The 14,027-nt window shown below is 40.9% G+C and carries 15 protein-coding genes; 3 read left to right on the top strand and 12 right to left on the bottom strand.

Annotated features, from left to right (window positions below; genetic code table 11):
• On the bottom strand, nucleotides 1-942 hold the full coding sequence (locus EJ994_RS11865) for an NAD-dependent epimerase/dehydratase family protein (RefSeq protein WP_126592647.1): 942 nt from the start codon (nucleotides 940-942) through the stop codon (nucleotides 1-3).
• Nucleotides 943-1,007: 65 nt separating this feature from the next.
• On the opposite strand from EJ994_RS11865, the gene EJ994_RS11860 reads away from it, so the two are divergent.
• Nucleotides 1,008-1,508 carry a hypothetical protein gene (locus tag EJ994_RS11860; RefSeq protein WP_126592646.1) on the top strand — a complete coding sequence of 167 codons (501 nt, stop codon included), beginning with the start codon at nucleotides 1,008-1,010 and terminating at the stop codon, nucleotides 1,506-1,508.
• Nucleotides 1,495-1,986 (top strand): nuclear transport factor 2 family protein, encoded by a 492-nt coding sequence (locus EJ994_RS11855; RefSeq protein WP_126592645.1) that lies wholly within the window; start codon nucleotides 1,495-1,497, stop codon nucleotides 1,984-1,986. Before EJ994_RS11860 ends, EJ994_RS11855 begins: the two co-directional genes overlap by 14 nt.
• A 45-nt stretch (nucleotides 1,987-2,031) precedes the next feature.
• Here the strand turns inward: EJ994_RS11855 and EJ994_RS11850 are convergent, their stop codons facing one another.
• From EJ994_RS11850 to EJ994_RS11840, 3 genes are all read right to left on the bottom strand, one after another.
• Nucleotides 2,032-2,736 carry a hypothetical protein gene (locus tag EJ994_RS11850; RefSeq protein WP_126592644.1) on the bottom strand — a complete coding sequence of 235 codons (705 nt, stop codon included), beginning with the start codon at nucleotides 2,734-2,736 and terminating at the stop codon, nucleotides 2,032-2,034.
• A gap of 129 nt (nucleotides 2,737-2,865) precedes the next feature.
• The gene (locus EJ994_RS11845; protein WP_126592642.1) at nucleotides 2,866-3,240 is read right to left on the bottom strand and encodes a hypothetical protein; all 375 of its coding nucleotides are present in this window, start codon (nucleotides 3,238-3,240) and stop codon (nucleotides 2,866-2,868) included.
• A 120-nt stretch (nucleotides 3,241-3,360) separates the two neighbouring features.
• Nucleotides 3,361-4,176, bottom strand: a complete 816-nt coding sequence (locus tag EJ994_RS11840; protein WP_126592640.1) for an NAD(P)H-binding protein — start codon at nucleotides 4,174-4,176, stop codon at nucleotides 3,361-3,363.
• Between the two features lie 137 nt (nucleotides 4,177-4,313).
• Between EJ994_RS11840 and EJ994_RS11835 the strand changes: the two genes are divergently transcribed.
• The gene (locus tag EJ994_RS11835; RefSeq protein ID WP_099573007.1) at nucleotides 4,314-4,778 is read left to right on the top strand and encodes a CBS domain-containing protein; all 465 of its coding nucleotides are present in this window, start codon (nucleotides 4,314-4,316) and stop codon (nucleotides 4,776-4,778) included.
• A gap of 202 nt (nucleotides 4,779-4,980) precedes the next feature.
• Here EJ994_RS11835 and EJ994_RS11830 read toward each other — a convergent pair whose 3' ends face one another.
• From EJ994_RS11830 to EJ994_RS11795, 8 genes are all read right to left on the bottom strand, one after another.
• The gene (locus tag EJ994_RS11830; protein WP_099573006.1) at nucleotides 4,981-5,331 is read right to left on the bottom strand and encodes a hypothetical protein; all 351 of its coding nucleotides are present in this window, start codon (nucleotides 5,329-5,331) and stop codon (nucleotides 4,981-4,983) included.
• Complete coding sequence (locus EJ994_RS11825; protein ID WP_126592638.1) at nucleotides 5,332-5,823, bottom strand: DUF6265 family protein; 492 nt, start codon at nucleotides 5,821-5,823, stop codon at nucleotides 5,332-5,334. It abuts the gene before it with no gap.
• 102 nt (nucleotides 5,824-5,925) lie between these two features.
• The gene (locus tag EJ994_RS11820) at nucleotides 5,926-6,498 is read right to left on the bottom strand and encodes a pentapeptide repeat-containing protein (RefSeq protein WP_126592637.1); all 573 of its coding nucleotides are present in this window, start codon (nucleotides 6,496-6,498) and stop codon (nucleotides 5,926-5,928) included.
• Between the two features lie 18 nt (nucleotides 6,499-6,516).
• Nucleotides 6,517-9,666, bottom strand: a complete 3,150-nt coding sequence (locus EJ994_RS11815) for a WD40/YVTN/BNR-like repeat-containing protein (RefSeq protein WP_126592635.1) — start codon at nucleotides 9,664-9,666, stop codon at nucleotides 6,517-6,519.
• 107 nt (nucleotides 9,667-9,773) lie between these two features.
• The gene (locus tag EJ994_RS11810) at nucleotides 9,774-11,330 is read right to left on the bottom strand and encodes a M20/M25/M40 family metallo-hydrolase (RefSeq protein ID WP_126592633.1); all 1,557 of its coding nucleotides are present in this window, start codon (nucleotides 11,328-11,330) and stop codon (nucleotides 9,774-9,776) included.
• Nucleotides 11,331-11,406: 76 nt separating this feature from the next.
• The gene (locus EJ994_RS11805) at nucleotides 11,407-12,369 is read right to left on the bottom strand and encodes a 2-hydroxyacid dehydrogenase (RefSeq protein WP_126592632.1); all 963 of its coding nucleotides are present in this window, start codon (nucleotides 12,367-12,369) and stop codon (nucleotides 11,407-11,409) included.
• A complete protein-coding gene (locus EJ994_RS11800; protein ID WP_126592631.1) occupies nucleotides 12,370-12,858 on the bottom strand; it encodes a VOC family protein in 489 nt (162 codons plus the stop codon).
• A gap of 4 nt (nucleotides 12,859-12,862) precedes the next feature.
• Nucleotides 12,863-14,026: a mandelate racemase/muconate lactonizing enzyme family protein gene (locus tag EJ994_RS11795; RefSeq protein ID WP_126592629.1), complete on the bottom strand. Its 1,164-nt coding sequence runs from the start codon at nucleotides 14,024-14,026 to the stop codon at nucleotides 12,863-12,865.
• Nucleotide 14,027: the final 1 nt, after the last annotated feature.

Genomic DNA, 14,027 nt, shown 5'->3' with positions numbered 1-14,027 from the left:
TTAGCTACTTAAATTTACCAACATCTCATTTGTAGTTTTCTCTAAATCAAATTCTGCGTTCCAACCCCAATCTTGTTGAGCGTTCGTGTCATCTATACTACTGGGCCATGAATCTGCAATGGCTTGTCTAAAGTCCGGTTCGTACTTCATTTTAAAGTCCGGGAGTTGCTCTTGAATACTTTTGGCCATCTGCGCCGGAGTAAAACTCATAGCGGATAAATTATAAGAAGAGCGGACTTTTATGGCTTCTGGTGCTGACTCCATTATCTGTAGTGTAGCCCTAATGGCATCATCCATGAACATCATGGGCAATGCGGTATCTTCCTTAAGAAAACAGGTATAGGCACTTTTCGCAAGAGCCTTGTGATAAATTTCCACGGCATAATCCGTGGTACCCCCTCCGGGCATGGTTTTCCAACTAATTAAGCCAGGATAACGTATGCTTCGCACATCTACGTTGAACTTGTTAAAATAGTACTCGCACCAGCGCTCCCCACTTTGTTTGCTTATTCCGTATACCGTGCTGGGCTCCATTATGGTATTCTGAGGGGTATCTGTTTTTGGAGTATTAGGACCAAAAACGGCAATGCTGGAAGGCCAAAAGATTTTATCTATTTTCTTTTCCTTCCCTAGATTTAGCACGTTAAAAAGGGAATTCATATTCAGGTTCCATGCCCGCATCGGGAATTTCTCTGCAGTGGCACTTAACATGGCCGCCATAAGGTAGACTTCACTAATTTCATAATATGCTACTATCTCTTCTAAAGCGTCGTAATCCGTAGCATCCAGAATTTCAAAAGGACCAGAAGCCATAAGACTTTCGCTACCTTCTCTAATATCACTGGCAATGACATGGTCATTTCCGTATTTAGAACGTAAGGCTAATGTGAGTTCCGTTCCTATTTGCCCGCAGGCACCGATGATTAAGATATATTTTTGCATTTAAAATGAGGTTAAAACAGTACTTGTGTAAAGATACCTTTTCTTAAAATTTGTACCTTCGTTTAATGCGAAAAACCTTTTTGCTTATTTGTTTCATGGTGCTGGTAAGTTCTTGTAAGGACTCTGCCGCTGGAGACGCAGAGCTTCAAGATGCTGGTTGGTCGGTTGATGTTTCTAAGTTGCCAAAAAAAACTAATGTTAATGCCAAAGCCCTGGCAATTTTAAAGGGTTGGCAACCCTACAATGCTTTTGAAGTTAATTTTGATAGGTTGTATGAAACGGAATATCGCGAAGATTTTGTGTTGACCGTAGAGGGGCTGGTGGAATCACAAAAACTTTGGGAAAGTTCTACCTATCCCGTACAATTTGATATCCCTCAGGTACGTGGTCGTCAAAAAGTTTTGAAAACCTATATCCTAAAAATTAAGGGCGACTTGGAATACAGACAAAACCCGGAAACTTCCATAAAGGAGATGATAGGTGCCTTTAATGATTTACGGGAACATTTCAATATTGTGGTAAACAGTAATTTGCCGGAAGATTTATTTTCAGATGAAAAAAATTAGCGTTTTACTATTCTTCATAGGATGCTTTACGTTCGCACAGGACAAGACCAAAGAAGCAATAGACAGTACTTTGGAGGCATGGCACGAAGCTGCCAGTAATGCAGCGTTCGATACGTATTTTGACTTAATGACCGCCGATGCCGTATTCATTGGAACGGACGCTACGGAGCATTGGGATATACCAGCGTTCAAAGCGTATTCAAAACCGCATTTTGATAAAGGTAAGGCGTGGAGCTTTAGAGCGGTTGAGCGCAACATTTACCTCAATGAAACGCAAGATATCGCTTGGTTCGACGAGTTGTTGGATACACAAATGAAATTGTGTAGAGGTTCCGGAGTTCTAAAAAAGACCCCCAATGGATGGAAAATTACACATTATGTCCTTTCTATTGCGGTTCCTAATGAGTATGTAGGCGAACTTATTGCCATCAAAAAAGACACCGATAACGCCTTATTGACAAAGTTATCTAGAAATTAAAAAGGGTGAACGAACGTTCACCCTTTTTAAATAAAAAAATTGAGTTTATTGCTTTGTCCCAGTTTCCGCTGGTGCCTCTTTTCTAGATGCGAGTGCTTGCTTGCTTAAACTGGCCAGGTTAAAATTAGGGTCAATTTTAAGTGCCTCATCCAATATGGCGATAGCCCCATCTATATCTTCTTTGTTTTGATTAAATTTTATCAAGGCCTTTAAGTGAAGAAAAGCGGCTTTTAAAGGTACTTCGTAGGGTTGTTGTCTTTCGTAAAAAGCATACTTCATGTCGTCCTTGGCATTCGACAAACCATAATCTACGTTGGTAGACGCACCTGCATTATCTCCTAATTGTATTTTTAAATCTGCCAGCTCATAGGCCAAATAAGCATTGGGAGTTCTCGTGTTCAAAACCTCAAACTGTTCTAAAGCTCTTTTTGGTTGATTCAATGCCTTTAGTGATATGGCCTTCACCTGAACTGCTAAATCTGAATCTGTATCCAGTTTTTCTATACCAATGGTGTTTAAGGCTTGTAAATGCCTGTTGTCGTTAGCATAGATATAAGCTAAGGTATCTTTTCGCTCTTTGGACGGAGAAAGAATATTAAGATGTGTTAAGGCGTTAATAACACCATCTATATCTCCCTGTAATCGCATTTCATCATAAAATGCTTCATAATGCTTTTGTAATTCGGTTTTGGTTTGCGCTATCCCGTTAAAACTAATGAGAAGTACAAGCGCAAAAAGTAATTTTTTCATTGTTTGTCAATTTTGGTGCGCTAAACTATTAAAATATTCCCTAAGAACCTGTTAAGGAAAGCATTAAATATGGTAAAGAAAAAAAGGGCACCAAGAGATACCCTTTTTGTTAGGTAATTTGAATAGGATTTAAGCCAATGTGTACTGATTTTCCTTCTGATGAAAAGAACGGAGAATTTGCGCATAGAAACCAAGGCTTTTAGGGTCTTTATCTATACAGGATTTCAGGAACTTTTTAAGATTAAGAAAAAGTAAATTGGTGTACAAAGTAGGAACGTTAACGTTTACCTGCGATGCTTGAAACATTTTATCGTCCAGAATAATATCCATCTCTACCCTGTTTCTATGATAATCAATAGTAACATCTGCTGCATTATAGTGCTTTTTTAAAAGAGCTATATGCAAGCGATTGAATTTCTTATATCTTTTTGGGTCTTTACAACTCAGGGAGATGAGGTTATCCAATTCCATTAAAACCTTCTCCCGTATTTTTGATTTTTCCATAACATTTTGTTTTTAATGAGATATAAAGGTATGTATTTCATCGATAACTATCTAGAAATCAATAAGATGTTAACATCGGTTGGGAGCAATTGTTGTGAAGTGCTAAAATCTTGTGGTAAACTAATCGTATAGCGAGGTGAAAAACGACCTTCTCTTAATAAGAAAAGACCTACAAGTAATGATTTTCTTATACTTTTTATCCTTAACTAATTGATATTCAGGTATTTTTAAGTCTCTTGTTTTAGCAATTCTAGTATAATAATCTCTCTTCGAGGGATGTTCTGGGTGGACTCCATTAAGCACCGTGTCCCATTGATTTTCTAATATGATGCTCTTAATAATACCGATACAATCATCTAGATGAATGAGGTTTACAGGGGCATTGCCATCTTTTAGGTTCTTTTTTGTGGATAAAATGGTAACAGGATGTCTTGAAGGTCCTATTAATCCGGCGAAACGGAGAATGGTCGTTTTTAAGGATGAATCTTTTCTAAATAAGTTCTCTGATGTTAATAATTGTATACCAGATTCAGAAATAGGCTGTGGTATAGTTTCTTCGTCGACGTCCCCGGTGGCATTACCGTAAACAGCCGTGCTACTCACAAAAATGACGTGTTTTACTGAGGCTTTTTTTATTTCCAGATGTAGCAATTGCATCTTTTTTACATAGCTTTCCTTTGGACCTGTTCCTCTTAATCCCGGAGGCACGTTAATGATCAGATAATTAAGGTCCTTAAGGAAATCCTCTATTTCTCCGGTAATTTGATGCTCTGAAAGTTTAATCTGATAAGGTTTGATGCCCGCCGCTCTTACATCATCTATTTTAGTCAGGGATGTGGTAGTGCCCTTTACCGCATACCCATCGGCGATAAATTCTTTTGCCAACGGCAGTCCTAACCAACCAATTCCAAGTATTCCTATTGTTTGCTTTGTCAAAAGAATTCTATTTTTTAGTTCACGAATTTCGCATTAAAAAACTTAAAACCTTGAATAACATAAGCCATACAACGATTATTTCTAAGAAATCCATAATTTTTTTCTATCTTTAGTAATCAACCTCTAAACAAAATGCCATGGGAATCAAGAGCTTTCAAGGGATACGCAAGATCGTAAAAAAAGAATTCGAAGCGCCTATTTTGGTCTCAGATTATATGACGACCAAACTAGTGACCTTTAGTCCGGATCAATCCATTCTCGCGGTTATGGAGCAGTTTGCAAAGCACCATATTTCCGGGGGTCCCGTTTTGGACAATAATGGATTTTTAGTGGGTATCATCTCCGAGGCGGATTGCATGAAGCAGATTTCCGAAAGTCGCTATTTTAATCAGCCTATATTGGACAAAAGCGTGGAACGATACATGACTAAAAATGTAGAAACGATACCTCATGATATCTCTATCTTTGATGCTGCAGGCATTTTTGACAAGCACAATAGACGCCGATTACCAGTAATGAAGAATGGACTGCTTGTAGGGCAGATAAGCCGCAAGGATATCGTTATAGCCGCTTTGAAATTAAGCGGACACAATTGGAAATAGAAAGCTCCTTAATCCCCAAAAGGGGAAACACAATGTACTAGATGATTCAAGCATTTTCCATTTTAAATAGTTGATCACAAAATAATAAGTTTCATAATAACTAGTTTAGGTTTGGCTGTAAAGGCAATATCCTGAAATAACGTTGCGTAAAATGTTATTTTAGAGTTGACCAGTAGACGCAAATCATGGGATGTAAGGCTTGTTATTCTCTTTTCACAATCATATAGTAATCATTATCCAGAGGCAAGTAGCCCAAATCATACACAAAATAATATGTTGTACCTTTTTTGGTGGTGTAGAGATTGGTGATGAAATCAAAATCGAATCCTTTGTCCAATAAACGTGTTCGCGTGGTCTTGGTTTTGCCGTCCGTTAGTTTAAAACTGTCCAAAACCCGATAGTTTTTGCGTAATCTATTATTAATATTGCGTATAAGGTTCTTACTGTCTTTATTTACTTTGTTGTTATAGGCATTACGGCAATAATCGTTACAGAATTTCTTATCTATGCGCCCAATAATCTCCGTTCCACATTCCAAACACTTTTTCTTCATTTACTGTCTTTTGTAGTTGAACTTAACCTCTGCCACCGAACCGTCATCTTGGTGAATTAGGCCGTAAATGTTTATTTCGTCATGACCTAGTCTTTCAAAAGTAAACCCATCAAAATAGAGACGGTTATCGGCTATTTTAATCAACTTAAAACGTTGTACTTCTTCTTTCTCTTCCCATCCCCTTAATTCCTTGTCAAAATGTTTCAACTCAAAGGCCAAGGTGTTGTCTACCTCTCGAATATGACCAATTTCATAGAAATTAACTTCACCATCAACTATCAATCTAAATACGAACATCATGGAACCGGCACTTGGTGGACTCCAAATTTCTTCTGTTATCCCACCAAAGGCCTCTCCTTTCCAATGGCCTGTCATCCATGCTGCCTCCGCAATGGTAGCTTTGGGAGAAGTCGTGTTCGCATTTAAGGACATGGTATTTTGACCATTAGCGATGCCTCCTAAAAATAAGAACAAGATTACTATTGATTTCATACGTGTGCTTTGTCACAAGATACAAATTATCCGATTACAAACGGATAGTGTTATTTTCATAAGTCGAGCAAATAATAGCTGTAAGATGCACTTTGTTTAGCATTAGTCCTTAATTTGAAGTTGGTATTTTTTTAATAGCTTGGGAAGCTCCTTCAAAGTAAATGCGGCATTTTTCAGGCGATTAATTTCAGGGTCAATGTTAAAATTAAATGCTGTAGTAAAATCCACTTTTTCTAGGATAGTATGTTCAAAGGTAGCCCTCTCTAAATCGCATTTCTCAAAAACGGATGCTGTCAAATCTGTCTTTGTGAAATCTACCTCGTTTAGCTTGCAATTCAAAAATCGCGTCTTTTTAAGGTTTAGAGTCCTAAAAGAGGAGAGTTGTAAAGCACAATGCTCAAAAGTAAAATCCATTAAAAAATCCGATGTATCTTCAAATTTAACGCCCATGATTTTACAATGGTCAAATAGCACTTCCTTGAATTGGGTATTGGCAACATTAGTATTACTTAGGTTACATTCCAAAAAAGAACATTCCATAAAGTTTTGATTGTCCAGATAACCGTCAGAAAAATTACAACTTTCGAATATGCAGTTTTCATAGTCGGCCTTGGGCAAACGCTGTATGGTAAAATCTAAACCTTTAAAGGATTCATCTGAAATAAAAGTGGTCATTTCCTAGTTTATGACGTTCTAATCTTTTGGTATGATGATAGCGGGTATTCCCAATTCTTGATAGAGGTCGTTAAAGGCTTTCATCTCTCCATTAACAATGGCTTTATGTTCCGTGCTGTAACTACTCCATTCACTCAAAAGGTCTTTTAGCCTTTGTTTTGCCCCTTCTGTAACCTTAGGCTCAGCAACGTCAACGTAGCCCCTTAAATGAAGTAATTGTGCATTTAATTGATTGGGGAAATTGATGACGTCCTGAAAGGTCTTCTGTTTGGGTTGTATTAAGTGCTCTTCCCATGTGGTAATGCGTTTCGTAATCGAATCGCCCTTTTCTAGTAAGGCCTTAGCTTCATCCCTATCTTTCAAGAGTTTTGCATATTGCGAAAGTTGCGTTTTAACAGTACGCATACTATTGACCGCTACATGTATTTCCTTTACGGTATTTTCAATTGTAGTCAGCATTTGTTGTTGCTCCTTATAATCGGCCATATCGCCTTTGACCTTAGGATTCGGTAAAATAGTTGCGGTAGTTTCAGCACTGTGGGCTTCTGTACTTAGCCGTAAGGTATAGGAGCCAGGTCCTACCGTTGAACCGTCGAGTCCACCAAAAGTGAAGACTTTTTCAACGCTCGGAAGCACATCTCTCTTAAAATCCCAAGTAAATCGGTTATACCCCGCTTTTGAAGGTAGTAGTTGCGGTTTTGCAGGTCCTCCTGGCCAAGATTTAAAATCCTTTGGTTTTTGGTTGGTAAGGGTCCTTATGAGTTTGCCATTTTGTAGCACCTCTAATTTAAGTTCCATACTATCCATTTGCTGCTTCAAATAATAGTCGAACGTGACACCACTTTTTGGGTTATCTCCCAAGCCTGGTCTTGGTTTATCGCTAGAACCACCAAAAAATAGATACGTATCCTTTGGCTGAAATAGACTTATTTCCTGTTTGGGTGATTGTATCTGCTGTATTGCGGCAACATCATCTAGAATCCAAAAAGCACGTCCTGCGGTAGCTACTACCAAATCATTGTCCTGAATGGTTAGGTCATTAATGGGAACTATGGGCAAGTTTAACTGAAATGGTTGCCAATTGGCCCCGTCGTTCAATGAAATAAACAGTCCTGTTTCGGTACCCGCATATAACAGGCCTTTTTGTTTGCGGTCTTCGCGCACTACTCTGGTAAAGGTATGTTCCCCGTCGATACCATTGGTAATTTTCGTCCAGGTATTGCCATAATCCGAGGTCTTGAAAATATAGGAATTCAGGTCCATAGATTTATAACGCATGACCACAACATAGGCTGTTGCCGCATCATGTGGTGATACCTCAATAGAATTAATAATACCATCTTTGATGTTTATAGGTGTAACATTTTTCCATGTTTTACCGCCATCTTGTGTCAAGTGCAATAGCCCATCATCACTACCCGCCCATAAGACGCCTTCTTCATGTACAGACTCCACAAGATAGGTTAGCGTATTGTAGTTTTCCCCTCCGGCGGCCTCATTGGTAAAAGGACCTCCACCTGCGCCATGTTTGTCTTTTTCGTTCTTAGTTAAATCTGGACTAATTGGTGTCCAGCTATGTCCTTCATCCGTAGATTTGAAGACAACGTTACCCGCGTGATAAATTGTTTTTCTATTGTGTGGGGATGTAATTATCGGAGCGTTCCAATTGTAGCGGTATTTAGCATCTTTAGGAGCTATACTTAATCCCAATTCGGGATATTCTTTAATGGGTTTTGATTCCCGCGTAGCGGCATCCCATTTGTCAATATTCCCCTGATAGGTCCCGCCATAAATAATTGTGGGATTATCCGGGTCAAAAGCTAAAAAAGCACTTTCGCCGCCTGCAACGGCATACCAGTCTTTCCAATCGATTCCCGCATCATTGGTCCGTGATGCAATGGCAACCGTAGAGTTGTCCTGTTGACCACCATATATGTTGTAGGGCATTAAATTATCCGTAATTACCCTGTAGAATTGTGCGGTATTTTGATTTTGTTGGGTACTCCAGCTTTTACCACCGTTATTGGAAACGTTAGACCCGCCGTCATTGGAATTTATCATCTTCTGGTTGTCATAAGGATGTATCCATAAATGGTGATTGTCTCCATGGGGTGTTGCTAAAGGAGTGAAGGATTTTCCGCCATCAATAGATTTTGTAACAGGGGCGTTCAGCACATAAACCACGTTTTCATCCTGCGTATCGGCAAAAATCTCCATATAGTACCAAGAACGGGCAATATTGATGCGGTCTTTATTAACCTGTGTCCACTTTTTCCCCGCATCATCGGAACGATAAACGCCTCCTTTGTCACCTTCGGCCTCTATTACCGCAAAAACACGTTCAGGATTTGCCCGAGAGACGGATATACCCGCTTTTCCAAATTCTTTAGGAAGACCTTCTTTTAAACGTTTCCATGTGGTGCCACCGTCCGTAGATTTATATAATCCAGAACTTTTTCCGCCCGACTCCATTAGCCAAGGATATCGGCGATGTTCCCACATGGCGGCATAGAGGATTAACGGGTTTTTCATATCCATGGACAAATCCGAAGCTCCGGTAGTATTAGCTACGAACAACACGTTTTCCCAAGTGTTTCCGCCATCTAAAGATCTATAGATGCCACGTTGTGCACTTGGGCCGTATTGAGCACCCTGCGCCGCAACGAAAATGATATCAGGATTCGTGGGGTGGATAATGACATCGGAGATGTGTCTAGTTTCGTCCAGACCAATATGCGACCAGGATTTTCCAGCATCCGTAGATTTGTAGACACCGTCTCCCATAGAGGTCATGACCCCACGGGCGGCATGCTCTCCCATACCTGCTATGACAATATTCGGATTGGTTTCGGAAACAGCAATAGAACCGACGGTTCCTGTTTTCAGAAATCCATCCGAAACGTTTTTCCAAGTAATACCATCATCCGTTGTTTTCCAGATACCTCCGCCAACGGTACCATTGTAATAGGTCATGGGTTGGCCTACAACTCCAGAGGAGGCTACGCTCCGCCCACCTCTAAAGGGGCCTATGTTTCGCCATTTTAAGCCATGAAAAGTAGAATCTTCAACCTTTACGTAAGGAGCGGCTTTTCTGTTTTTTCTGCTTTGTGCTTGTAGGGATAACGGTAAGATGAATACCGCAATGAGGAGATAGTGTACTGTTTTCATTGGTTGGTTTGATGGTTATTATTGTTTACGCTACGTTAAGCGGAATTCAGATTTCTCAGAACTAAAAGGGTCTCTACTCTGCTAGATTCTGAGGTCATTACTTTTCATTAATCCAAGCCCCCTTTTCTATTGGGACTTCTTTGTGTTGGCCACGAAAGTGGCTCACCGGTTCTGCGGCTTGTGCCGATCAAAGTGGCTTTTTCGCGGGATGTCTTTTCAGGGTCTTCACAGGCCATATAAGTTAGTATGGCCGTTAAAATGGCATTGTTTCGTACATCGTCGAATACAATTTTATCATAGGTGTCCAGATTCGTGTGCCATGTATAGTTCCAATAACTCCAGCTCAAGGAACTTAAGGAAAATCCAGGTGCTCCTGCCGCTACAAATGAAGCATAATCAGAACCACCACCGCCTGGAGTTCCTGGGAAAGTAGTTTCTATGTGTTTTTTGATGTCTTCTGGTACAGCTTCCAACCATCTTCCTAAATAATCATATGCGTGCAGAAACCCCTGACCAGATAAGCGAACAACACGGCCTGTACCATTATCTTGATTAAAGAGGGCTTGCAACCCGTCAACGATTTTTGGATTATCCTCTACAAAGGCCCGTGAACCGTTCAAACCTTGCTCCTCACTTCCCCAATGTCCTATAAGGATAGTGCGTTTTGGGTTAGGGTACACCTTTTTAAGAATACGTGCGGCCTCCAGCATGGTTATAGTACCCGTTCCGTTATCGGTGGCGCCGGTTGCTCCGTCCCAAGAATCAAAGTGGGCGGAGAGTATTACGTATTCATCCGGAAATTCAGTTCCGGGAATGGTTGCAATAGTATTGAAGGTGGGTACTTCTCCGAGTTCTTTGGATTCCGCTACGATTTTGATTTTTGGGTTGGCACCTTTCACTGCCATCCTGTAGAGCATGCCGTAATCTTCCAAGGATAAGTCTACCACTGGAATCTTATCGGTTCCAGCACTGAAAATCTTATTGGCTCCAAACCCTTCGGACCATCTGGATTGCGCAATACCCACCGCTCCTGCTTTTTCTAATGCAGCGTTGATATTTCTACTGGTATATCCTGTATTTCTAAAATTTTCCCGCCATGCTTTTTCCTTGGCATCACGCTCCGTTTTCATTTTTTCAAAGGATTCCGGCGTGGCGAATTCTTCCCAGTTATAATCCGGCCTCCCTGTAGGTTGCAGCATGCTCACCATCACAATTTTACCCTTTACGTTAGGTAGCCATTTTACGAAGGCTAAGGAATCGGATATCGTAGGCAGTGTAATCAAAGAGGCCGTTACGCCATTTTTTCCCGTACTTGGGTTCCAGGCCAATTGGGTGGCATGTAAAGAAGCAATTCTCGGAGAAACCATATCTACATGGGTAATACCGCGTTCCCATCCGCGCCATTTCCCCCATGCTTGATTTTCAGCCATAATACCCCATTTCTTATAGGTGTTTACTGCCCAATCGTGCGCGGTCTTCATTTGTGGTGTACCGACCAATCTAGGACCGTTTACGTCCATTAGTTCATAGGCTAATTGTTCTAATTGTGAATTTTCGTTAGCTTCTTTTTCAATAGCGGATACCATTTCCGCCGTAGATTGTGCGATAGTATAGTGGCTAATAAATAGTACGATAAGAAACAGCACGGGTAGTCTTTTTTTCATTTTCTAGTGTGTTGGTTGAATGATTTCAAGTTAAGGAATAAAAGAATAAAAGCGTAGCTATTTTCTTTTAAGATTTTTAGGAAAGACCAAGTTCATTGCGATTAAAGATGCAATTGGGTGCAGGTGCTTCCCGTCTCAAGATTTTCAAAGTATTTTCAACCGTCATCACACACATTTGAGTATAGGTAGTTGTTGTAAGACTACCTACATGGGCCGTAATCAAAGTATTCGGATATTGAAGTAGCGATTCGTTAGTTTCTGGAGGTTCAACAGCTAAAACATCTGCGGCAAAACCACCAATCTTTTTATTCGCCAACGCTTTGGAGAGTGCCTCTTGGTCAATGATTTTACCTCTTGCCGTATTTATAAGTAGAGCTGTGGTTTTCATTTTTGCTAACGCTTTCTCATTAATTAGGTGTTCTGTTTTCGTCGTAAGGGGTAGATGAAGGCTAAGTGCGTCGGAATTCTTTAAAACTTCTTCTAGGCTTAAAAAAGGGTAGGGGACATCCTCTTTTTGAGCGCTCCAATAGATAATGTTCATTCCCATGGCATTCGCAATATGAGCTACCTTTTTGCCAATATTTCCAAGACCTAGAATTCCTAGTGTTTTACCATGAATTTCATCACCTACGTAAGTTCCTCTTTCGTTCCAACGACCTTCTTTTACCATGGTGATGGCACCATAAAGATTTCTCTGTAACAGAAGTAGTAGCGAAATCGTATGTTCGGCAATGGTATTGGCATTGGAATTTGGAGCGTTCACTACTTTTATGCCCCTTTTCGTGGCTGCGGCAACATCGATATTGTCCAAACCAACACCGCAACGCGAAATGACTTTTAAATGAGGGAGTTGGTTCAATAATTTCTCCCGTACTTGACCCTTGCCACGGGTGATGATGGCATCTATGGTAGTATTGGCTATATTTTTTTGAAGTGATACTTCATCAAAACCGGTAATGATATGCATATCCGGAGCCTCCTTCAAAAGCTGCATTGCCTCCTTGGCCACGGTTTCTAAGAGTATAATGGTTTTAGGCATTTATTCTTTATGATATAAGGTAGCGTCCTTGGATTTGTATCCTCTAAAATCATTTCGGCCAGAGACGTAGATGCCTGGTTTAAAAAGTTCATCCTTAAAAATCCTAGGGTCAATATGGGCTTCAGGGTCAGAGGATAGCTCTACTAAATTTCCCGAGGGGTCCCGGACGAACATTTGTATGGCCCCGTCAGGTAACTGACGCACGTTTCCCCATGGTTCAATATCAATAATTCCCAATTCCTTCATTCTAAAGAATAGGGCATTTATGTCATCTACCTGAACACAGATATGACCTCTAAAGGAATAGGCGTCCTCCCATTCCGTAAGGCGTAATTGCTGTTCTTTATTGAACTTGAAAAAAGCTGTGGGATAGTCGAACAAGAAGGCAGGTATAGGTTCCAGTCCCAACTCATATTCGTAAAATTTACAGGCTTCCTCTAAATTACTTACCACTAGGGCTACATGATTTATTTTTACCGCTCGCGCCATGATTCTATTGTTTAAATTCCTTTACAAAATCCCAGTTAGGGGTTAAACCCAAACCAGGCTTATCTGGTTCAGAGAGCATTCCATTAGTATCTACCGCTATCTGTTCTTGTACTAAATCGTACATCATAGGATTACCCCCTAGGGAGAATTCAATAACGTTAGCGGATGGTGATGCGAAAGCAACAGATACCCCGGCCATGAAGGAGAAAGCAGAACCCCAACAATGCGGTGCCAGCTCTAACTGGTACGTGTGTGCCAGTTGTGCTACGCGCATGGCTTCCGTAATACCACCAATGATGGCACAATCTGGTTGAACAACATCTAAAGCTCTTTCGGCTATCATATCCCTAACATCAAATGCCGTGTATTCACTTTCGCCAGCGGCTATCGGAATATCCGTACTGGCCCTGACTTCTGCCGTACCTACTCTGTTATCGGGGCTGAGGGGTTCTTCAAACCAGTAGAGATTACAATCTGCTACACCTCTGCAAAACTGTTTGGCTTCGGGTACGCTAAAGGTACCATGTGCATCGGTCATTAATTTGATATGGTCTGGTAAGGCCTCTCGTGCCGCTTTCACTCTCGTGATACTCGCCTGCACGGTCTCGTCCATAATTCCTACACGCATCTTTACGCCTGAAAACCCCTTTGAAGTGTAGCTTAACAATTGTTCCCCAATAGCATCTGCCTTAGCCCACCCACCACTGGCATAGGCAGGCATTTGTTCTCGGCAACTTCCGCCTAACAATTCCACTACAGGCACTCCTAGAGCTTTCCCCTTTAAGTCCCACAAAGCCGTGTCAATACCGCTCATGGCAGAAACGGTCAATCCCCGTCTCCCTAAAATAGGGAATTTGCGACCTCTGGATAAGGCATAATGGTCGCGCGTTCCGTTATAAATGTGTTCCCAGATTCGTGAGATATGTCGTGCATCTTTCCCTATTAGTATGGGTTTAATTTCATTTTCAATACAACTTACGATGCTCGCACAAGAACCCGATGAACCTACTGCGGCCTTTGCTTCTCCAAACCCTTGTAGCCCAGAATCCGCAGTTACGACCACAAGGGTCATATCAAAATTAGTGAGTAAGCCGTAATCGGAGAAATGCTGTTTTTCCTTTGGAATGGGACACCGTAACCAAAAGGCTTCTACATTGGTGATTTTCATA

Origin of the sequence: Maribacter sp. MJ134 (assembly GCF_003970695.1) — a bacterium.
In the GTDB taxonomy this organism is placed as follows: Bacteria; Bacteroidota; Bacteroidia; order Flavobacteriales; family Flavobacteriaceae; genus Maribacter.
Note: the sequence above shows the minus strand (reverse complement) of the source record. Positions and strands in the feature narration are given on the sequence as shown.